Below are 19,114 nucleotides of genomic sequence, written 5' to 3'. Positions count from 1 at the left end.
CGGTTGGTTACCATCGGGTATGGCCATCGACCCACGCACGCCGGTCCTCGTCGGTACCGGACAGGTCAACCAGCGGACTAGCGCCGACACCCCGTTCTCGGAGATCCCCGAGCCCGTCGATCTCATGGAGCGGGCGGCCCGGCTCGCTGCCGAGGACGCGGGGGCGGTGGATCTGCTGGCCGCCATCGACACGGTGTCGGTCGCGAACATCTTCTCGTGGAAGTACCGCGACCCGGGAGCCCTCCTCGGTGAGCGTTTGGGCGCCGCACCGAAGCGCACGTTCTACACCGGGCCCAGCGGCAACTCGCCGCAACTGTTGGTCAACCACGCAGCCGCCGATATCCTCTCTGGGGATGCCGACGTGGTTCTCATCGGTGGCGCGGAGATGTGGCGTTCGCGCAACAAGATGATGGCCACCGGCGTGCAGCCGCCATGGACCACCCAGGACGAATCCATTGCTGAACCAACGATTCTCGGCGGGCGCATGGATCAAGTGGGTGCCGCGGAGACCGCGATCGGCCTGATCTCTCCGGGTCATGTCTACCCGCTTTTCGAGCAGGCGATTCGCATCGCCAACGGTGCATCGATGGCGGAGCACCGCGCCGCGATTTCTCGGTTGTGGCAGCGGTTCAACGCGGTCGCGGTGAACAACACCCATGCCTGGTCCAACGATGCTTATACCGCCGAGGAGATCGCCGCGCCTGGCCCGGACAACCGATGGATCAGCTCGCCGTACACCAAGCTGATGAACTCCAACAACATGGTCGAGCAGGGTGCGGTGGTGCTGCTGACTTCGGTGGAAACAGCGGGACGGCTGGGAATTCCCAAGGACCGCTGGATTTTTCCACTCGCCGGCGCTCACGCCAACGACACCTTCGCGCTCAGTGAACGCGAAGAATTGCATCGGTCTCCGGCGATCCGTCTCGCGGGGAAGAAGGTGTTCAATCTCGCCGGGCTGGGTGCCGACGACATCGGCCTGATTGACATCTATTCCTGCTTCCCGTCAGCGGTGCAGGTTGCGGCCACCGAGCTGGGACTTGCAGTCGATGACCCGACTCGGCCGCTCACGGTCACCGGGGGACTGACGTTCGCCGGGGGACCGTGGTGTAACTACGTCACCCATGCGATTGGCACCATGGCCGAACGACTGCGCGAGCGTCCGGGTGCCAAAGGGCTGATCACCGCGAACGGCGGATACCTCACCAAGCACGCCCTTGGCATCTACGGAACCGAGCCGCCCGCGAGTGGATTCAGATATGAGGACGTGCAGACTCAGGTTGATCGTGAGCCTAAAACCGAGGCGGCCGACGGCTATTCGGGAGAGGCGACGGTGGAAGCGTGGACCGTCAACTACGGGCGTGACGGATCGCCGTTCCAGACATTCGTCAGCGTGCGCACGCCGAAGGGAGCGCGAACCTTCGCCAAGATCGACGATCGCGAGGCCGCCGCGGAGATTGTGGACACCGATATCGCCGGTGCTTCAATCGAAGTGAGCGCGGACGGCTCCGCTCGGCTTACTTAGCGCAACGTGTAGCGGATTGGCAGGTGTTTGATGCCGCCGACAAATATCGTCGACGTTCGCGCGATGTCCCCGGCAATCTCGATGGATTCCAGCCTGGGTAGCAGCGCCGAGAAAAAGCTGTTGACCTCCATCCGTGCCAGCGCCGCACCGAGGCAGAAGTGCACCCCGAATCCGAATGCTAAGTGTTTGTTGGGATCTCGTCCGACATCGAAGGTGAACGGCTCGGTGAAGATGTCCTCATCGCGATTGCCTGACGGGTAGGACAGCAGCACCGATTCGCCCGCGGCGATCGGCACGCCGCGAATCTCGGTGTCGGCGGTGGCCGTTCGCATGAACTCCTTGACGGGCGTAACCCAACGGATCATCTCGTCAACCGCCAGCGGCATGAGGTCGGGGTTTTCGCGCAGCCGGGCGAGCTGGTCCGGGTGCTGCACAAGCGCTTCGAGCCCGCCGGCGATGGTGGCGCTGGTGGTGTCGTGTCCCGCGGTGGCGATGATCGTGTAATACGAGGCAGTGTCGACGTCCGAGAGCAGCTCGCCGTCGACCTTTGCGTTGGCGATGGTCGATGCCAGATCTTCGGTGGGACTCTCGCGCCGCGACGCAGTGAGTCCGCTGAAGTATCCGAAGAAGTCCAGCAGTGCCAGCAGCTGCTCCTCGGCGGTAGCGCCGCGTTGGAACTCGGTGTCGTCGCCGCCAAAGAGTTCCTGGGTGAGTTTGAGCATCCGGTCAAAGTCTGACTCGGGAATGCCGAGCAGCGACATGATGACGTACAGCGGGAAGTGCACCGCGACGTCCTGCGCGAAATCGCAACTTCCGCCCGTGTCCATCAGCTTGTTCACATATCTGGTGGCCAGCTCGTCGGTCCGGATCTTCATGTCCCGCATGGCCTTCGGCCGGAACCAGTCGGCGCCGATCGCGCGCAGCACACGGTGTTTGGGATCGTCGATGTGGACGAGGGTTTTGAGCTCGATCCCCATCGCGGCCTGCTTGTCCAGCTCGGCCTCTTGCTCCAGGTTCATCAGGAGCGGACGTGGTTCGTTGAGCCAGAGTGCGTTATCGCGCTCGATGTCCATGATGTCGTCGTGCTTGGTGATCGCCCAGAACGGTCGATAGTTGTCGGTAATCACCTTCGTCACGGGCTGCTCGCGCCGCAGCAGGGTCATCGCAGCGTGCAGACGGGGCTCGTCGGCGTATGCGGTGGGATCGGCCAACACGCGGCCGGCGTCTTCGATGTCAGATAGTGCAGTGGCCATGGCCGCAGTGTGCGCGCGGCGCACCATAGATTTGGCCCTAACGACCAAATCTGACGACTAGGCGGGCGTCACCCAGGTGGTGATCTCGGCCTTCACTACTTCCTTGCCGTCGCGGTCGGTGATGCTGATCGGCACGACGACGTCGGTGCCCTCGGTGATCGAGGCGAAGTCGAGGCCCTCCAGCTTGGCAACCGCGCGCAGTGAAGTCGTCGCTTTGCCGAGGTACTGGACGTTCATCGCCTTGGGGATCCAGCGATGCGATGACGGGGTGGTGGCCTCCATCAGCATCCCCATCGCGACCTCGGCCAGGTTGCACGCCGCGATGGCATGGAAGGTCTTGATGTGGTTGTAGACGAAGTACCACTTGGGGGCGGTCACCTCGCAGTAGCCCGGCTCCATCCGGTGCACGTGCGGCACCACCGAGGCGAAGTAGGGGACACGGGCCATCATGGCGGCGGAGAACAGGGCGGAGCCGCCGGGCTTGTTCTGCAGACGCTGCCAGATCTTGTAGGTGGGAGATGCGCTCACGGCACGTACCTTACTCGAAAGTAAGATTCGTGTTGACGTCGTCCGGTCAACTGGCGCCTTGCCGGATAGAACGGGCTGGGGCCGCAAGAACGAACGCCCTCTATCGGAGCGCGACTGCGCCGCGCGAATCCTCCTGTATTGGTCTTCGTACCGCGATCTCAGGCGGCTTCAGAACAGCAGGTCAGGTGCATCGCACCGCGTCGCCGTCATGCCGGTTGCAGGGATTTGGCGCATGACGCGAGATGAGGCATACTGTTCGGGTTGCCGTGAACCGGTTGCGACGCTGTTAGACGGCGCGCGAACGGGGACGGCGAACCACTAGCGCCCTTACGGGCGCGTCGGCCCGGTCCAAGCGACGAGAATTTTCGACGCGGACGACTGCGCGCGAGGGCGACACGCCCGACCGCGGGGGTCGGTGAACTAAGACAGGTAAACAGCGGCGGTATCGGGTTTGCGCGCGAGAGCGTGCCCCGGACCAGTGACAGTAGAGGTAGGAAGCGTGGCGGGACAGAAGATCCGCATCAGGCTTAAGGCCTATGACCATGAGGCGATTGACGCCTCTGCGCGCAAGATCGTGGAGACGGTGACCCGTACCGGCGCGAGTGTCGTTGGGCCTGTGCCGCTGCCGACCGAGAAGAACGTGTACTGCGTTATCCGGTCGCCGCACAAGTACAAGGACTCGCGCGAGCACTTCGAGATGCGTACCCACAAGCGGCTCATCGACATCCTCGACCCGACGCCCAAGACGGTTGACGCGCTCATGCGCATCGACCTGCCGGCCAGCGTCGACGTGAATATTCAGTAGGAGATCCAGAAACCATGGCAAGAAAAGGAATTCTGGGCACCAAACTGGGTATGACACAGGTGTTTGACGACAACAACCGGGTTGTCCCGGTGACCGTCGTCAAGGCCGGACCCAATGTGGTGACCCGCATCCGCACCCCCGAGCAGGACGGCTACAGTGCCATTCAGCTCGCGTTCGGTGAGATCAGCCCCCGTAAGGTGACCAAGCCGGTCGCCGGTCAGTTCACGGCCGCGGGCATCAACCCGCGTCGTCACCTGGCCGAGCTGCGTCTGGAAGACGAAGCTGCCGCCGCCGAGTACGAGGTGGGTCAGGAACTGACCGCCGAGATTTTCAGTGACGGCGCGTTTGTCGACGTCACCGGAACATCCAAGGGCAAGGGCTTCGCCGGAACCATGAAGCGTCACGGCTTCAGCGGCCAGGGCGCCAGCCACGGTGCGCAGGCCGTGCACCGTCGTCCCGGATCGATCGGTGGCTGCGCCACCCCCGGCCGTGTCTTCAAGGGCACCCGGATGTCCGGACGTATGGGTAGCGATCGCGTCACCACTCAGAACCTGGTGGTGCACAAGGTGGATGCCGAGAACGGTGTGCTACTGATCAAGGGCGCCATCCCCGGTCGTAAGGGTGGCCTCGTTGTGGTCCGCACCGCTGTCAAGCGAGGTGAGAAGTAATGAGCGCTTTGAATATTGACGTCAAGGCTCCGGGTGGCAAGACGGACGGCTCCATCGAGCTGCCGGCCGAATTGTTTGACGCCCCAGCCAATATCGCGTTGTTGCACCAGGTGGTGACCGCTCAGTTGGCGGCCGGCCGTCAGGGCACCCACTCCACGAAGCGTCGTGGCGAGGTGTCCGGTGGCGGCAAGAAGCCGTACCGGCAGAAGGGAACCGGCCGTGCCCGTCAGGGTTCGACCCGTGCCCCGCAGTTCACCGGTGGTGGTGTCGTCCACGGCCCGCAGCCGCGTGACTACAGCCAGCGGACCCCCAAGAAGATGATCGCTGCCGCCCTGCGCGGTGCGCTGTCGGATCGGGCCCGCAACGGCCGCATCCACGCGATCACCGAACTGGTTGCCGGACAGGATCCTTCGACCAAGGGCGCGAAGTCGTTCCTGGCCGAGATCACCGACCGCAAGCAGCTGCTGGTGGTGCTGGGTCGCGACGATCTGACTTCGGTCAAGAGCGTCCGGAACCTGCCGAACGTGCATGTGCTCGCCTATGACCAGCTCAACACCTACGACGTGCTGAAGGCCGACGACGTGGTGTTCAGCATCGAGGCGCTGAATGGCTTTATCAGCGCGGCCGCCAAGAAGAAAGAGGAGGTGTCGGCCTGATGGCAACCATCACTGACCCCCGCGACATCATTCTGGCCCCGGTGATCTCGGAGAAGTCGTACTCGTTGATCGAAGACAACGTGTACACCTTCGTCGTCCGCCCGGACTCGAACAAGACGCAGATCAAGATCGCGATCGAGCAGATCTTCAGTGTCAAGGTGTCTTCGGTGAACACCGCGAACCGGCAGGGCAAGCGCAAGCGCACCCGCACCGGTTTCGGACAGCGCAAGAGCACCAAGCGCGCCATCGTCACGCTGGCACCGGGTAGCAAGCCGATCGACCTGTTTGGAGCCCCCGCGTAATCGCGGGGAGTAGAGGACTAGAGACATGGCTATTCGCAAATACAAGCCGACGACCCCGGGTCGTCGTGGCTCGAGCGTCGCCGATTTCTCGGAGATCACTCGCTCGACTCCGGAGAAGTCGCTGACCCGTCCGCTGCACGGCACTGGTGGCCGTAACGCTCACGGTCGCATCACCACTCGTCACAAGGGTGGTGGCCACAAGCGTGCCTACCGGCTGATCGACTTCCGTCGCCACGACAAGGACGGCGTCAACGCCAAGGTCGCGCACATCGAGTACGACCCCAACCGCACTGCGCGCATCGCACTCCTGCACTTCCTGGACGGCGAGAAGCGTTACATCATTGCGCCAGTGGGACTTTCGCAGGGCGACGTGGTTGAGTCGGGCGCCAATGCCGACATCAAGCCCGGTAACAACCTGCCGATGCGCAACATCCCCACGGGTACCACCATCCACGCGGTGGAGCTGCGGCCCGGTGGCGGAGCCAAGCTGGCCCGTTCGGCCGGTACTGGTATCCAGCTGCTAGGCAAGGAAGGCGCCTACGCCTCCCTGCGTATGCCCAGCGGTGAGATCCGCCGTGTCGACGTGCGCTGCCGCGCCACTGTTGGCGAGGTGGGTAACGCCGAGCAGGGCAACATCAACTGGGGTAAAGCCGGCCGTATGCGGTGGAAGGGCAAGCGCCCGACCGTCCGTGGTGTCGTGATGAACCCGGTCGACCACCCGCACGGTGGTGGTGAGGGTAAGACCTCCGGTGGTCGTCACCCCGTCAGCCCGTGGGGCAAGCCCGAGGGCCGTACTCGCAAGCCGAACAAGGCGAGCGACAAGCTCATCGTCCGACGCCGGCGCACCGGCAAGAACAAGCGCTAGGAGTAGCCAGCGATGCCACGCAGCCTCAAGAAGGGCCCGTTCGTCGACGACCATCTGATCAAGAAGGTCGACGTGCAGAACGAGAAGAACAGCAAGCAGGTCATCAAGACCTGGTCACGCCGGTCGACGATCCTCCCCGACTTCATCGGCCACACCTTCGCGGTGCATGACGGACGCAAGCACGTGCCCGTCTTTGTCAGCGAATCGATGGTCGGTCACAAGCTCGGTGAATTCGCTCCGACGCGGACCTTCAAGGGTCATATCAAGGACGACCGAAAGAGCAAGCGGCGATGACAACGACCGAATTATCCGCCTTCCCGACGGCCAAGGCCGTTGCCCGCTTTGTGCGGGTCTCGCCGACCAAGGCACGCCGGGTCATTGACCTGGTGCGCGGCAAGTCGGTGACTGACGCGATCGACATCCTCCGGTGGGCCCCGCAGGCCGCCAGCGAGCCGGTGGCCAAGGTCATCGCCAGCGCTGCCGCCAACGCACAGAACAACGACGGCCTAGATCCCGCCACCCTCGTGGTGTCGGAGATCTTCGCCGACGAGGGCCCGACCGCCAAGCGCATCCGTCCCCGCGCGCAGGGTCGCGCGTTCCGGATCCGCAAGCGCACCAGCCACATCACCGTGGTGGTGGAGAGCCGTCCGAAGAGCGAAAAGGGCGGTAAGGCTGCGTCCTCACAAGCCGGCTCTCGCGCCCGCCGGGCCGAGGGCTCGAAGGCCGCCGCCAAGAAGACCACCGCCGAGGCGAAGGGAGGCTCGCGCTAGTGGGCCAGAAAATCAATCCGCACGGTTTCCGTCTCGGTATCACCACCGACTGGAAGTCCCGCTGGTACGCCGACAAGCAGTACGCGGACTATGTCAAGGAAGACGTGGCCATCCGCCGCCTGCTGGCCACCGGCCTGGAGCGTGCCGGTATCGCCAAGGTGGAGATCGAGCGCACCCGTGACCGGGTTCGCGTTGATATCCACACCGCGCGTCCCGGCATCGTCATCGGCCGTCGTGGCACCGAGGCCGACCGCATCCGCACGGACCTGGAGAAGCTGACCAAGAAGCAGGTGCAGCTGAACATCCTCGAGGTGAAGAACCCTGAGGCCGAGGCGCAGCTGGTTGCCCAGGGTGTCGCCGAGCAGCTCTCGAATCGTGTGGCGTTCCGTCGCGCGATGCGCAAGGCCATCCAGTCGGCCATGCGCCAGCCGAACGTCAAGGGGATCCGGGTGCAGTGCTCGGGCCGCCTCGGCGGCGCCGAGATGAGCCGCTCGGAGTTCTACCGCGAGGGTCGGGTGCCGCTGCACACGCTGCGTGCCGATATCGACTATGGCCTGTACGAGGCCAAGACCACCTTCGGCCGCATCGGCGTGAAGGTGTGGATCTACAAGGGCGACATCGTCGGTGGCAAGCGCGAGCTCGCCGCCTCGGTGGCCGCGCCTGCCGGTGACCGTCCGCGCCGTGAGCGTCCGGCCGGTGCCCGTCCGCGTCGTAGTGGCGCCTCGGGTACCACCGCGACGAGCACTGAGGCCGGCCGTGCCGCCGTGGAATCGGGCGGAGAGGCATCCGCCACTGTCGCCGGTGCTGCGGCTCCGGCGGCCGAGACAAGCACGGAGAGCTGAACATGCTGATTCCCCGTAAGGTCAAGCACCGCAAGCAGCACCACCCGAAGAAGAAGGGCACCGCCTCCGGCGGTACCACTGTTGCCTTTGGTGAGTACGGCATTCAGGCGCTGGGCCACGCGTACGTCACCAACCGGCAGATCGAGGCCGCTCGTATCGCCATCAACCGGCACATCAAGCGTGGCGGCAAGGTGTGGATCAACATCTTCCCGGACCGCCCGCTGACCAAGAAGCCCGCCGAGACCCGCATGGGTTCCGGTAAGGGTTCACCGGAGTGGTGGATTGCCAACGTGAAGCCGGGCCGTGTGCTCTTCGAACTGAGCTACCCCGATGAGGCGACTGCTCGGCAGGCCCTCACCCGGGCGATCCACAAGCTGCCGATCAAGGCGCGCATCATCACACGAGAGGAGCAGTTCTGATGGCAGTGGGAATTTCCGCTGGCGAACTGCGGGAAAGCACCGAGGACGAGCTGGTCACCAAGCTGCGTGAGTCGAAGGAAGAGCTGTTCAACCTGCGCTTCCAGATGGCCACCGGTCAGCTCGCCAACAACCGTCGGCTGCGTGCGGTGCGCCAGGAGATCGCGCGCATCTACACGGTCATGCGCGAGCGCGAGCTCGGATTGGCCGCAGGACCCGATAGCGAGGACAGCAAGTGAGCGACACCAAGAAGGCCCCGGGCCCCAAGCACACCCCGGCCACCGAGCAGCCCCGCGGGCGTCGTAAGACCGCCATCGGCTACGTCGTCTCGGACAAGATGCAGAAGACCATCGTGGTCGAGCTCGAGGCCCGTGCCCGGCACGCGCTGTACGGCAAGATCATTCGCACCACGTCGAAGGTCAAGGCCCACGACGAGAACGGTGACGCCGGTGTCGGCGACCGCGTCTCGCTGATGGAGACCCGGCCACTGTCGGCCACCAAGCGGTGGCGCCTGGTCGAGGTTTTGGAGAAAGCCAAGTAAAGGCCACGTCACGTCAAACGCGTAAAGCGCGCCGTTCCCGAAAGGGGCGGCGCGCTTTTGCGTTGTGCGACCGCGCCGAGAATGCATCTATGCAGACCGCTACTCGCGTTTTGTCTGCATAGATGCATTCTCGGCGCAGAGGTTAGCGCCTCAGGAAGTCGACGACCGTCTGCTCGAAGGCCTGCTTAGCCTCGATCATCACCCAGTGACCGCTGTTGGGGAAGATGTGCAGCTCGGCGTTGGGGATGAGCCGCATTGGCACGATCGCCATGTCCGGGGGGCTGACGCGATCATCGCGGCCCCAGGTGAGCAGGGTGGGGCATTTGATCTTGTGCATCATGGCCCAGTACGGCGCGATGTCGGCGTTCGCGAGGAATTTCTGTTGCATCGCAAAGGCTTTGGATCCGTACATCAGCTGCGCCGTCTTGTGTGCGTCAGGGTTGATGGCGGCTTCCCAGCGCTCCTCGATGAGCTCCTCGGTGACCAGTGCGGGATCCCACACCATGGAGTTGAGCCAGCGCACGAGCTTGTCGCGGTCGGGGCCGTCGGTGAACTCCTGCAGCAAGCGCAGGCCCTCGCTGGGGCTCGGGCTGAAGATGTTGGGCCCGACGCCGCCGATGGTGACGAGCTTCTTGATCCGGTCCGGATGCTTGATGGCCAGGTTGATGCCGACCACGCCGCCCATCGAGTTACCGACGACTGCAGCGGATTCGATACCGAGGCCGTCCATGAAGCGGATGACGGAGGCGCCGGCAGTCAGCACGGGGTGGCCCTCGACGGCGTCGCTGACGCCGAAACCGGGGAATTCCAGGACGTAGGTGTGGAAATGCTCGGCGAAAACCCCGAGATTTCCGCGGAAGTTGCGCCACCCCGTCACGCCGGGTCCGGAGCCGTGCAGCAGGATCAGCGGCTCACCCTCACCGGCTGGGCCCGCTTCGTGGTAGCGCAGCGTCCCCTGATCGGTGGCCAGTTCTTTCTTGGTGCCCTCGTATGTCACGTCCACCAGACAAGAGTAGAACGTGTTTCAGTTTCGGGCGACGGCGGTGTCCGCTGAGTGGGTTGTGGTGGGTCGGGCGGGGTGCGAACAGAAGTTCGATGGAACCAAATCGGGGCTCGGCGCATCGGAGTAGTTAAAGAACCGATGTGGCGTGGGCGGGAGTGGAGATGCTCAACCTAAGGACAATCCAAAAATGGGACCCGAGGGATTTTCAGATGCTGACTACGCGTCTGTCGGAACGAGCCGCAAGCTCGGAAGGAAGCTCTGAGCGGCTGTTGGAGATACGGCGCCCGCTCGACTCGTATTCTGGCCAGACCGTCGACGCCTACTCCCAGCGATTCAAGAATGGCGCCGCGGAGTTGCTGACCGAGTCGATAAACATTGGCGGGTTGGTGCCCCTGACCCGGCGGATAACTGACCTGGCGAGGGAGTATCGACCAGGGGCGGCCCGGCTGTACAAGTGGGCAAACGAGGTTGGCGCGAACGTCAACGATGACGACGGAACAATCACACTCCCCTCGGGAGCCACTCCGCTGGACGAAAGCAACGCCGCGAATTATCGAGGCGACGCCGTATTGATGCTGAGGAGCGCCAGAGCGGCGGACACGAGCATGACTGAGGCGCTTCAACTGATCAACAGCCAGGGCACGTCGAAGGGCGGCGCTGGCGATGGCGGGTCAAGTCCAGTCCTGGACGTCGATCCACGCGCGCTCAGGGAGATCGCCAACGCGACGATCAGCCTTGAGAACAGTGCCGACGAAGTACAAAAGCGAATCGACCAAGGTGCTGGTGGCCTGTCCAGCCTTGGCGATGCCTGGGCGGGTATGAGTTCCTATGAGGCTTATCGAGCTTTCGCGGCGACTTGGGACACCGATTGGCTGAGCGGGCGGCGGAGAGCCCGCGCAGCGCTGTTGGCCGGACTCGCAAGCGGTCTCTTCGTCGCTTCTTCCCTCTTTGAGAACCGGGAACGAGCGAGCGCAGATAGGTTTCCGCGTCTGGCTGAGGATCAGATCGATATCTCAAAGCTCCGTTTGTAGGGCTCGAAATCGATTGATCCACAACTGAATATCGATGGAACCAAATCGGTTCCGCCCTCATCGGACTAGTAAGAACCACAATCGATGGGGGAACCGCACATGATCGATATCTCGACTATCCGCGAATGGTCATCGCATGGGTTCGCCCAGTTGGCCGGAGATTTGAGGGAGCGTAGAGCCAGCTCTCAACGAACGTGCGACCGACTTGACGCCATCGCTTTGGGGCTCGATGGCATGGTGAGCGAATCAGTCGCGCGAGTTCGCGCGGCATATCGCGTGAGTGCGAGAAACATGGCCGAGGAGGCCGAGGTCATTTCCGTGGCCGAGCGGGTCGTTGGCAAGCTTTCCGTGCGAATGCAAGCCATGAAAGACGACCTCGCACAACTGGAACGTAGCGTCGTGGAATCGGGCGGCGTTCTTCAGGATGACGCGATAGTTGATTGGGGCCGCAACCCTTTCCCGTACGACATTCACATGCAGCGGCTGTACCTGGCGAAGCAGGCAACCGGCCTCCTCAAGCAAGCCTCGGAGCTCGACTCTGCGACCGGATCTGTTCTCGGCAGGCTCTCGCGTCTCGAGCTCCGCGTCACCTCCTTCGACATTGACCCGATCAAGAAGAACGCCACGATCGTGGATCTCAAGAAGCTGAACCGCGCCGGCAGCATGACCATCGAGCTTGAGAGTGTGGTGAGTGCCGAGCAGGACGCCATCGATACCCGGATCAAAGACAAAGCCCCGCTGTGGAATGGCATGGAGTCCGAAACGGATTTCACCGCGTGCTGTGGCTGGTTGGACCGTCGCCGGTCGGATCGGGTCGCGATGATGGATGGTCTGATCGGCACTGTCATCGTGACGCAGAAGGTGTTCAGTGCGATGGAGGCCAGGAACGTCGAACGCCTAGTTGGATAAGAGCACGGTTAGAGTCGATTTCGCATTGCTTCAATTCTGTCAACGTGTGGGCAGAGGTGTCTACGCTGGATGAATGAACCGATACGTCAAAAAAGCATCGGTCGGGGTTGGAACTTTCGCGGTGATCGCGGCGACGGCCACGGTATTCGCTACTTACAGTGAGAACTTTTCCACTGCCAAGGCCGCGGGTTGTCCAGACGTGGATGTGTCGTTCGCTCGCGGGACCAACGACTCGCCGGGGCTGGGCGACGTGGGGAAAGCGTTCACCGACGAATTGGTCGATCGGCTACCCGGTAAGTCCGTCGATATCTACGCAGTCAATTACCCCGCGAGTTTCGACTTCGTGCGCGCCGGCGACGGCTCCAACGACATGAGCGCCCACGTCCAGGACGTCGGACGGGCCTGCCCCAACACGCAATTTGTGCTCGGCGGGTTTTCCCAGGGCGGCGCCGTGGTGGACGTACTGATGGGAACCAACGGAACCGGACTTACCTTCAACAATCCACTCCCACGCGACCTGGAACAGCGCGTCGCCGCGATCGTGCTGATCGGCAATCCCAGAAATTGGCAGGTCAACGGCATGAACCTTGACCTGTCGATCAAGGACGATCAGCGCAGCAAGGTCATCGACATCTGCAATCCCGGTGACGGGATCTGTGACCCCGCGGGCGGCGGCCTGGGCCCGCACATGCAATACAAATCGGACGGGTCTGCCGACCGAGCCGCCGATTTCGTCGCCAAGCGCCTGGCCACCATTGCCGCCAGCAGTAGCGCCGCTGCCTCCTCGAGCAGCACCACACCGTCCGCGACCAGCGGTGCGCCCACTTCCAAGAGCGCGAACCCGTTGAGCGGATCGACGACACCCTCCAGCACCGGGGCGCCAGCTCCGTCGTCCACATCGCCGTCGTCCACGCCGAAGCCCGCGGCAGTGGGGCCATCGAGCAAGGCGCCGCCGGCTTGGATGTTGCCGGCCGCTAACGCGCCTGCCGTCGGAGAACCGGTTGCGGCCCCCCCGACCACCACTGCGCCGGTCGCCGAGCCCGGCCGTCACGGACCGCCGCCGGGGCCGTCGGACGGCCAGTAGCCGTCTTCTTGCATTAACGTGGCCGTCGGCTGGGCAACGCCAACCGTCTGGAGACGTGGATGACCGTTTCGACCGCTGACGCACCAAGTCCGTCGGGCCGGGCGCAGACGCGCCGCGCCATCTGGAACACCATCAGAGGATCGTCGGGCAATCTCGTCGAGTGGTACGACGTGTACGTCTATACGGTCTTCGCCACGTACTTCGAGAAGCAGTTCTTCGATGAAGCGGACCAGAATTCGACGATCTACGTCTACGCGATCTTCGCCGTCACCTTCATCACTCGGCCGCTGGGATCGTGGTTCTTCGGCCGGTTCGCCGACCGGCACGGTCGCCGGGCGGCCCTGACGTTCAGTGTTTCGATGATGGCGGCCTGCTCGCTGGTCATCGCACTGGTCCCGTCGCGCACCAGCATCGGGATGGCGGCGCCCATCGTCCTGATCCTGTGCCGGCTGGTCCAGGGTTTCGCCACCGGAGGCGAATACGGCACCTCGGCCACCTACATGTCCGAGACGGCGACACGTGAACGACGCGGGTTCTTCTCATCGTTCCAGTACGTGACCCTGGTCGGCGGCCATGTGCTTGCCCAGTTCACGCTGCTGATCATCCTGACCGTCTTCGACAGCGAGCAGGTTCATGAATTCGGTTGGCGCATAGCGTTTGCCGTCGGCGGTATGGCGGCCATCGTCGTCTACTGGTTGCGGCGCACCATGGATGAATCGCTCAGTACCGAACAGCTGGCGGCCATCAAGGCAGGCGAGGACACCAGCTCCGGATCGATGCGCGAGCTGCTCACCCGGTACGGGAAACCGCTGCTGCTGTGCTTCCTCATCACGATGGGCGGCACCGTCGCGTTCTATACCTACAGCGTCAACGCTCCCGCGATCGTCAAGACCGCCTACAAGGGCCACGAGATGACTGCCACCTGGATCAACTTGGCGGGCCTCATCTTCCTGATGCTGCTGCAGCCCGTCGGGGGAATCATCAGCGACAAGGTTGGCCGCAAGCCGCTGCTGCTGTGGTTCGGGTTCGGTGCGCTCATCTACACCTACATCCTCATTACGTATCTGCCCCAGACGCATTCGCCGATCGCGTCGTTCCTGCTGGTCGGCGGCGCCTACGTAATCTTGACCGGATACACGTCGATTAATGCACTGGTCAAGTCCGAGCTCTTTCCGTCGCATGTGCGGGCCCTCGGTGTGGGAGTTGGCTACGCCCTTGCTAATTCGGTGTTCGGCGGCACCGCGCCGCTGATCTATCAGGCCCTCAAGGAGCACGGTCAGGTCCCGCTGTTCATCACGTATGTGACGGTGTGCATCGCGATCTCGCTGGCGGTCTACCTGTTCTTCCTCAAGAACAAGTCCGACACCTACCTCGATCGCGAGCAAGGTCCGGCATTCAACCGATAGGGGAGTGCGCGATATGCGGTGGTTCAGGCGGCGCAGGGCCGAGCCTGCATCGATATCCGGAGCCTTTGAGTCCGATCAGCTACTGGAGGTGGGCCCGTTCGCGACGTTCGGCGAGTTCTTCGGGAAATTGTCGAAGGAGCAATGGGACGCCCTGGAGGACCTCATTGCACGGATCGACGCCCATGAAGGGGCGTTCGGGCGGGTGGAAGTCGTGAATCCCGCTACCGGCGAGCTGACTCTCGGATTCAGTGAGTTCGAGCCGATCACCGAGGAGCTGTTCTCCCTCTGGCCGGGCGGGCGCCTGCGCGAAACGGACGACTTCACGCGACTCATCCCGAACGCCTCGCCCGCGTTATCGACGCGAGACCCCGACGACGTCGCCGGGTTCTCCTCCGAAGAAGCGCTGGTAGCCGTGCTGTGGATCATGGCCAAAGAACGGATGTGGCCGGGGATCATCGTCTATACCCTGGAGTGGGGCGTGATGTCCGCGTTGCTCACCCGGATCGTCTCGGCCCGGCCCGAATCCGCGTCGAGAGCCTAGCGTGCGGATTTGTATCCGACCTGCGGGTTCCCCTACACTAGGGCGGTTGTCTTGTGGGTGCTTGGCACCCCGGGGCAGGTAGGCATCCCCACCAGGCGAAAACCCGGGGATGATGCGTGCCCTGAGACAACATGACCGCGTGCGCCGGGTCGGAATCCGCCGCACATACACATCCAGGTCTGTAAGGAGTGACCAGTGATTCAGCAGGAGTCACGGCTGAAGGTCGCCGACAACACCGGTGCCAAGGAAATCTTGTGCATCCGGGTGCTCGGTGGCTCGTCGCGACGCTACGCCGGAATCGGGGACATCATTGTGGCGACCGTCAAGGACGCCATCCCCGGAGGCACCGTCAAGCGTGGTGAGGTCGTCAAGGCCGTCATAGTTCGCACCGTCAAAGAACGTCGCCGCGCCGACGGCAGCTACATCAAGTTCGATGAAAATGCTGCCGTCATCATCAAGGCCGACAACGACCCGCGTGGTACCCGCATCTTCGGGCCCGTCGGTCGTGAGCTGCGCGAGAAGAAGTTCATGAAGATCGTTTCGCTCGCCCCGGAGGTGCTGTAAATGAAGGTGCACAAGGGCGACACCGTTCTCGTCATCGCCGGCAAGGACAAGGGCGCCAAGGGCAAGGTCATCGCGGCCTACCCCGAGCGCAACCGGGTCCTCGTCGAGGGCGTGAACCGGATCAAGAAGCACACCCCCCAATCGGCCAATGAGCGCGGTGCATCCTCCGGTGGCATCGTCACGCAGGAGGCCGCCATCCACGTGTCGAACGTGATGGTGATCGACTCCGACGGCACGCCGACCCGCATCGGCTACCGCATCGACGACGAGACCGGCAAGAAGGTCCGCATCTCCCGCCGTAACGGGAAGGACATCTGATGACCACCGTAGAAAACGCAGAGAAGACACAGCCCCGCCTGAAGCTTCGCTACCGCGCGGAGATCAAGCCCGCGCTGAACGAAGAGTTCAAGTACGCCAACCTGATGCAGATCCCGGGCATCGTGAAGGTCGTCGTCAACATGGGTGTCGGTGACGCCGCCCGTGACGCCAAGCTGATCAACGGCGCCGTCAGCGATCTGGCCCTGATCACCGGCCAGAAGCCGGAGATCCGCAAGGCTCGCAAGTCCATCGCCCAGTTCAAGCTGCGCGAAGGCATGCCGATCGGCGCTCGCGTCACGCTGCGCGGCGATCGCATGTGGGAGTTCCTGGACCGCCTCGTGTCCATCGCGCTCCCGCGTATCCGCGACTTCCGCGGCTTGTCGCCCAAGCAGTTCGACGGCAAGGGCAACTACACCTTCGGTCTCACCGAGCAGTCGATGTTCCACGAGATCGACGTGGATTCCATCGACCGTCCGCGTGGCATGGACATCACCGTCGTCACCTCGGCGACCACCGACGACGAGGGACGGGCCCTGCTGCGCCAGCTCGGCTTCCCCTTCAAGGAGAACTGATATGGCAAAGAAGGCTCTGGTCAATAAGGCCGCCAGCAAGCCCAAGTTCGCGGTGCGCGCGTACACCCGGTGCAACCGGTGTGGCCGTCCGCACGCCGTCTTCCGCAAGTTCGGCCTGTGCCGAATCTGCCTGCGCGAGATGGCTCACGCGGGCGAGCTGCCAGGCATCCGCAAGAGCAGCTGGTAAACGACTGAGCAATAGGCCGGGACTTGCGAGTCCCGGCCTATTGTCGTCTTTCCACCCTTGATGGCTACGCCCATTACGCTTGCGCCCGTGCCAGAGAATGCGCGGTGTGCGTGACATGACGCGACTCTTGTTGGTTGTGTTGGTTGTCCTCGCGTCGGTGGTGTCATGCAGCCCCAGGCCTGTGGACGACCCGACCATCGTCACCACCGGTGCGGGTGCGGTCCGCGGGGAGGTCGACGATGCGGTGCGAGTTTTTAGAGCCATCCCGTACGCGGCGCCGCCGGTGGGGTCGCTGCGGTTCGCTGCACCGCAACCCGTGCCGCCGTGGACCGGCACCCGTGATGCGACGGGGCAAGGCGTCGAATGCCCGCAGCCCGGACACGAGAGCGACCTGCCACAAAAGGAAGACTGCCTGATTCTCAACGTCACCGCCCCACGGCATAGCCAGGGGAAGGTGCCGGTACTGGTGTGGATTCATGGCGGCGCCTTCATCGCCGGGAACGGTGTCGGTTACGACGCGCGAAAGCTCGCCGCGCAGGGCGGAATTGTCGTCGTCACCATCAACTATCGGCTCGGTACGTTGGGGTACTTGGCGGCGCTCGGCCTGTCCGACGGGATCGGCAACTACGGACTACTGGATCAGCAGGCGGCATTGCGGTGGGTGCGTGAGAACATCGCCGAATTCGGCGGAGATCCGCAGCAGGTAACCATCGCCGGACAATCGGCCGGCGCGGTGTCGGTGTGCGATCTCATCGCGGCACCGAGAGCCGCCGGATTGTTCCGATCCGCCATCATGCAGAGCGCGCCCTGCCAGGCGCAGGCCGCAGTCTCGACCGCGGTCCGCGATAGTGCGGCCTATGCAGCCGAGGTGGGTTGTCCGCCCGGACCCGATACCCCCCGCTGCTTGCGTGCACTGTCTATCGATGCGCTACGAGATTCCCCGCAATTCACTGGGATCGGGCTACCGGTGAGCCCGGTAACGGGTACACCGGAACTTCCGATGCCGCCATTGGATGCCTACATCAGTCGCTTCGCCGCCTCGGTCCCTGTGCTCATCGGCAGTAATACGAACGAGGCCACCGTGTTTCAAGCCCAGCAATACCGGCACACGCCCGCACCCCAGGGGCCCGACGAGTACCGGCGCGCGCTCGAGGGCAAGTACGGGGCCAAGGCGCCCGAACTCGGACTGCGCTACCCACTGTCGGCGTACGGCGGAAACGTACTCGCCGCACTCGCGGCCGTCGACACCGACAACACCTTCGCCTGCCCGACGCTTGACATGGCCGAGGCATTGGCGAGAAGCGGCCCGGTGTACGCCTACGAATTCGCCGACCCTGCCGCACCGGCGTACAAGGAGTATCGAGACGCGCCGTTGCCGTTGGGGGCCTCGCACGGATCTGAGTTGGGGTACTTCTTCGATGTCTCTAGACCGCTGAACCAAGAGTCTGCAGCGCTGTCGACGCAGATGATCCGGTACTGGGCGCAGTTCGTGAAGACAGGCGATCCCAACGTCGAGGGCCAGCCCACATGGCCGAAGTACACGGCGGGCGGGGCGTTCCTGCGGCTGGCGCCACCGGCCCCGAAGCAGATGGAAGGCTTCGCCAGCACTCATCAGTGCGGTTTCTGGAACTAGCCGACGTCGACATTCGGTGCCGCGTAGATAGCCACACCGGCCATTCCTGATGCTCGCGCGTAGAGAGTGGGCCATCTGGATGCGGACAGAAGGTGCTTGGGCAACATGCGGGATGACGACAAGACCCGCCTGTGCTGGCGTTGGCCCGACGGCGCGCAGGCTGATTCACGGTCGTTGATTTTGGTCGGCGATTCCGATGCCGGTCAGTTCGCCGAGGCATTTATCCCGGCGGCGGCGCAGCAAAACTGGACGATGATCTTTGCAGCGAACTCCGCCTGCCGGGCGAGAGCGCAGGTCCCGGCTGTCGTCGTGCACACACCGCCGCATTTCGTGAACTGGGACCTCGACAAATGCCCAGGATATGAGGTGTGAGTGTCGCCATCGTGCCGCCGCGGGCCTTCTCGGAGTATGCCGTGTTGATCTGGAGCCGACGATGTGTCCGGACGGCGTGTGCCGCACGAACATCGGATCGCGCTGGGGGCCCGCGGCGGTGGCCGCATCACCGTCGGCGAAGCTCAGCGGCTGGAGTCGGCGTTCGCGCGCCGTATCGCTGAACATGCTTGTCAGTTGGCCTGAGAGTGCGGCCGGCTGCGCGCACGCACTGGGTCTGGACGTGTTGTCCCGGCCCATCGTCGTGGCGATTCTGACTGCCGTCAGCAACTCTTGACGCTATGCCGGCGTGTCCGTGGTTATCCAGG

27 protein-coding genes are annotated in these 19,114 nt (G+C 63.6%); 24 read left to right on the top strand and 3 right to left on the bottom strand.

Translation table 11 applies throughout. The features are described 5' to 3' along the window. The first annotated feature begins 19 nt into the window (after positions 1–19). Positions 20–1,522, top strand: coding sequence for an acetyl-CoA acetyltransferase (locus FZI91_RS03755; protein WP_155937275.1), 1,503 nt, complete (start codon positions 20–22; stop codon positions 1,520–1,522). On the opposite strand, the gene FZI91_RS03750 is transcribed toward FZI91_RS03755, so the two are convergent. Both FZI91_RS03750 and FZI91_RS03745 read right to left on the bottom strand, forming a co-directional pair. Then, a complete protein-coding gene (locus FZI91_RS03750; protein WP_155937273.1) occupies positions 1,519–2,775 on the bottom strand; it encodes a cytochrome P450 in 1,257 nt (418 codons plus the stop codon). The genes FZI91_RS03755 and FZI91_RS03750 overlap by 4 nt on opposite strands. 57 nt (positions 2,776–2,832) lie before the next feature. After that, positions 2,833–3,303, bottom strand: a complete 471-nt coding sequence (locus tag FZI91_RS03745) for a hotdog fold domain-containing protein (protein ID WP_162526235.1) — start codon at positions 3,301–3,303, stop codon at positions 2,833–2,835. 499 nt (positions 3,304–3,802) lie between these two features. Between FZI91_RS03745 and rpsJ the strand changes: the two genes are divergently transcribed. The 11 genes from rpsJ to rpsQ are packed head-to-tail and all read left to right on the top strand — an operon-like array spanning position 3,803 to position 9,168. Next, on the top strand, positions 3,803–4,108 hold the full coding sequence (gene rpsJ, locus FZI91_RS03740) for a 30S ribosomal protein S10 (protein WP_003883485.1): 306 nt from the start codon (positions 3,803–3,805) through the stop codon (positions 4,106–4,108). Positions 4,109–4,122: 14 nt separating this feature from the next. Continuing rightward, positions 4,123–4,776, top strand: coding sequence for a 50S ribosomal protein L3 (gene rplC, locus FZI91_RS03735; RefSeq protein WP_155937269.1), 654 nt, complete (start codon positions 4,123–4,125; stop codon positions 4,774–4,776). After that, on the top strand, positions 4,776–5,432 hold the full coding sequence (rplD, locus tag FZI91_RS03730) for a 50S ribosomal protein L4 (protein ID WP_155937267.1): 657 nt from the start codon (positions 4,776–4,778) through the stop codon (positions 5,430–5,432). The genes rplC and rplD overlap by 1 nt, the downstream gene beginning before the upstream one ends. Further along, on the top strand, positions 5,432–5,734 hold the full coding sequence (rplW, locus tag FZI91_RS03725; protein WP_155937265.1) for a 50S ribosomal protein L23: 303 nt from the start codon (positions 5,432–5,434) through the stop codon (positions 5,732–5,734). Before rplD ends, rplW begins: the two co-directional genes overlap by 1 nt. Positions 5,735–5,759: 25 nt before the next feature. After that, positions 5,760–6,599, top strand: a complete 840-nt coding sequence (gene rplB / locus FZI91_RS03720; RefSeq protein ID WP_155937263.1) for a 50S ribosomal protein L2 — start codon at positions 5,760–5,762, stop codon at positions 6,597–6,599. A gap of 12 nt (positions 6,600–6,611) precedes the next feature. After that, positions 6,612–6,893 (top strand): 30S ribosomal protein S19, encoded by a 282-nt coding sequence (gene rpsS / locus FZI91_RS03715; RefSeq protein ID WP_155937261.1) that lies wholly within the window; start codon positions 6,612–6,614, stop codon positions 6,891–6,893. Continuing rightward, on the top strand, positions 6,890–7,369 hold the full coding sequence (gene rplV / locus FZI91_RS03710; RefSeq protein WP_155937259.1) for a 50S ribosomal protein L22: 480 nt from the start codon (positions 6,890–6,892) through the stop codon (positions 7,367–7,369). Before rpsS ends, rplV begins: the two co-directional genes overlap by 4 nt. After that, on the top strand, positions 7,369–8,211 hold the full coding sequence (rpsC, locus tag FZI91_RS03705; RefSeq protein ID WP_162526234.1) for a 30S ribosomal protein S3: 843 nt from the start codon (positions 7,369–7,371) through the stop codon (positions 8,209–8,211). Before rplV ends, rpsC begins: the two co-directional genes overlap by 1 nt. 2 nt (positions 8,212–8,213) lie before the next feature. Then, positions 8,214–8,630, top strand: coding sequence for a 50S ribosomal protein L16 (gene rplP, locus FZI91_RS03700; RefSeq protein WP_155937258.1), 417 nt, complete (start codon positions 8,214–8,216; stop codon positions 8,628–8,630). Beyond that, complete coding sequence (rpmC, locus tag FZI91_RS03695) at positions 8,630–8,866, top strand: 50S ribosomal protein L29 (RefSeq protein WP_155937256.1); 237 nt, start codon at positions 8,630–8,632, stop codon at positions 8,864–8,866. The genes rplP and rpmC overlap by 1 nt, the downstream gene beginning before the upstream one ends. Next, positions 8,863–9,168: a 30S ribosomal protein S17 gene (gene rpsQ, locus FZI91_RS03690; protein ID WP_162526233.1), complete on the top strand. Its 306-nt coding sequence runs from the start codon at positions 8,863–8,865 to the stop codon at positions 9,166–9,168. Before rpmC ends, rpsQ begins: the two co-directional genes overlap by 4 nt. Positions 9,169–9,310: 142 nt before the next feature. Here the strand turns inward: rpsQ and FZI91_RS03685 are convergent, their stop codons facing one another. Next, a complete protein-coding gene (locus FZI91_RS03685) occupies positions 9,311–10,171 on the bottom strand; it encodes an alpha/beta fold hydrolase (protein WP_162526232.1) in 861 nt (286 codons plus the stop codon). Between the two features lie 155 nt (positions 10,172–10,326). On the opposite strand from FZI91_RS03685, the gene FZI91_RS03680 reads away from it, so the two are divergent. The 12 genes from FZI91_RS03680 (at position 10,327) to FZI91_RS03625 (ending at position 18,992) form a co-directional block, all read left to right on the top strand. Then, positions 10,327–11,202 (top strand): hypothetical protein, encoded by an 876-nt coding sequence (locus tag FZI91_RS03680; protein WP_162526231.1) that lies wholly within the window; start codon positions 10,327–10,329, stop codon positions 11,200–11,202. 276 nt (positions 11,203–11,478) lie between these two features. Further along, positions 11,479–12,111, top strand: coding sequence for a hypothetical protein (locus tag FZI91_RS03675; protein ID WP_155937250.1), 633 nt, complete (start codon positions 11,479–11,481; stop codon positions 12,109–12,111). A 73-nt stretch (positions 12,112–12,184) separates the two neighbouring features. After that, positions 12,185–13,195: a cutinase family protein gene (locus FZI91_RS03670; RefSeq protein WP_155937248.1), complete on the top strand. Its 1,011-nt coding sequence runs from the start codon at positions 12,185–12,187 to the stop codon at positions 13,193–13,195. A gap of 59 nt (positions 13,196–13,254) precedes the next feature. Continuing rightward, a complete protein-coding gene (locus FZI91_RS03665; RefSeq protein ID WP_155937247.1) occupies positions 13,255–14,601 on the top strand; it encodes an MFS transporter in 1,347 nt (448 codons plus the stop codon). 13 nt (positions 14,602–14,614) lie between these two features. Then, positions 14,615–15,142 (top strand): hypothetical protein, encoded by a 528-nt coding sequence (locus tag FZI91_RS03660; RefSeq protein WP_155937245.1) that lies wholly within the window; start codon positions 14,615–14,617, stop codon positions 15,140–15,142. A gap of 195 nt (positions 15,143–15,337) precedes the next feature. After that, complete coding sequence (rplN, locus tag FZI91_RS03655) at positions 15,338–15,706, top strand: 50S ribosomal protein L14 (protein WP_162526230.1); 369 nt, start codon at positions 15,338–15,340, stop codon at positions 15,704–15,706. Then, positions 15,707–16,024, top strand: coding sequence for a 50S ribosomal protein L24 (rplX, locus tag FZI91_RS03650; RefSeq protein ID WP_155937243.1), 318 nt, complete (start codon positions 15,707–15,709; stop codon positions 16,022–16,024). After that, entirely contained in the window at positions 16,024–16,596 is a 573-nt protein-coding gene (gene rplE / locus FZI91_RS03645) for a 50S ribosomal protein L5 (RefSeq protein ID WP_155937241.1), read from the top strand. Before rplX ends, rplE begins: the two co-directional genes overlap by 1 nt. A gap of 1 nt (position 16,597) precedes the next feature. Then, on the top strand, positions 16,598–16,783 hold the full coding sequence (locus FZI91_RS03640; protein WP_155937239.1) for a type Z 30S ribosomal protein S14: 186 nt from the start codon (positions 16,598–16,600) through the stop codon (positions 16,781–16,783). Positions 16,784–16,898: 115 nt separating this feature from the next. Beyond that, entirely contained in the window at positions 16,899–18,416 is a 1,518-nt protein-coding gene (locus FZI91_RS03635; protein ID WP_155937797.1) for a carboxylesterase/lipase family protein, read from the top strand. Between the two features lie 105 nt (positions 18,417–18,521). Next, positions 18,522–18,788, top strand: a complete 267-nt coding sequence (locus FZI91_RS03630; RefSeq protein WP_155937237.1) for a hypothetical protein — start codon at positions 18,522–18,524, stop codon at positions 18,786–18,788. 63 nt (positions 18,789–18,851) lie between these two features. Beyond that, positions 18,852–18,992, top strand: coding sequence for a hypothetical protein (locus FZI91_RS03625; RefSeq protein WP_155937235.1), 141 nt, complete (start codon positions 18,852–18,854; stop codon positions 18,990–18,992). The last annotated feature ends 122 nt before the right edge of the window (positions 18,993–19,114 follow it).

Source organism: Mycobacteroides sp. CBMA 271 (assembly GCF_009729205.1).
Taxonomy (GTDB): Bacteria; Actinomycetota; Actinomycetes; order Mycobacteriales; family Mycobacteriaceae; genus Mycobacterium.
Note: the sequence above shows the minus strand (reverse complement) of the source record. Positions and strands in the feature narration are given on the sequence as shown.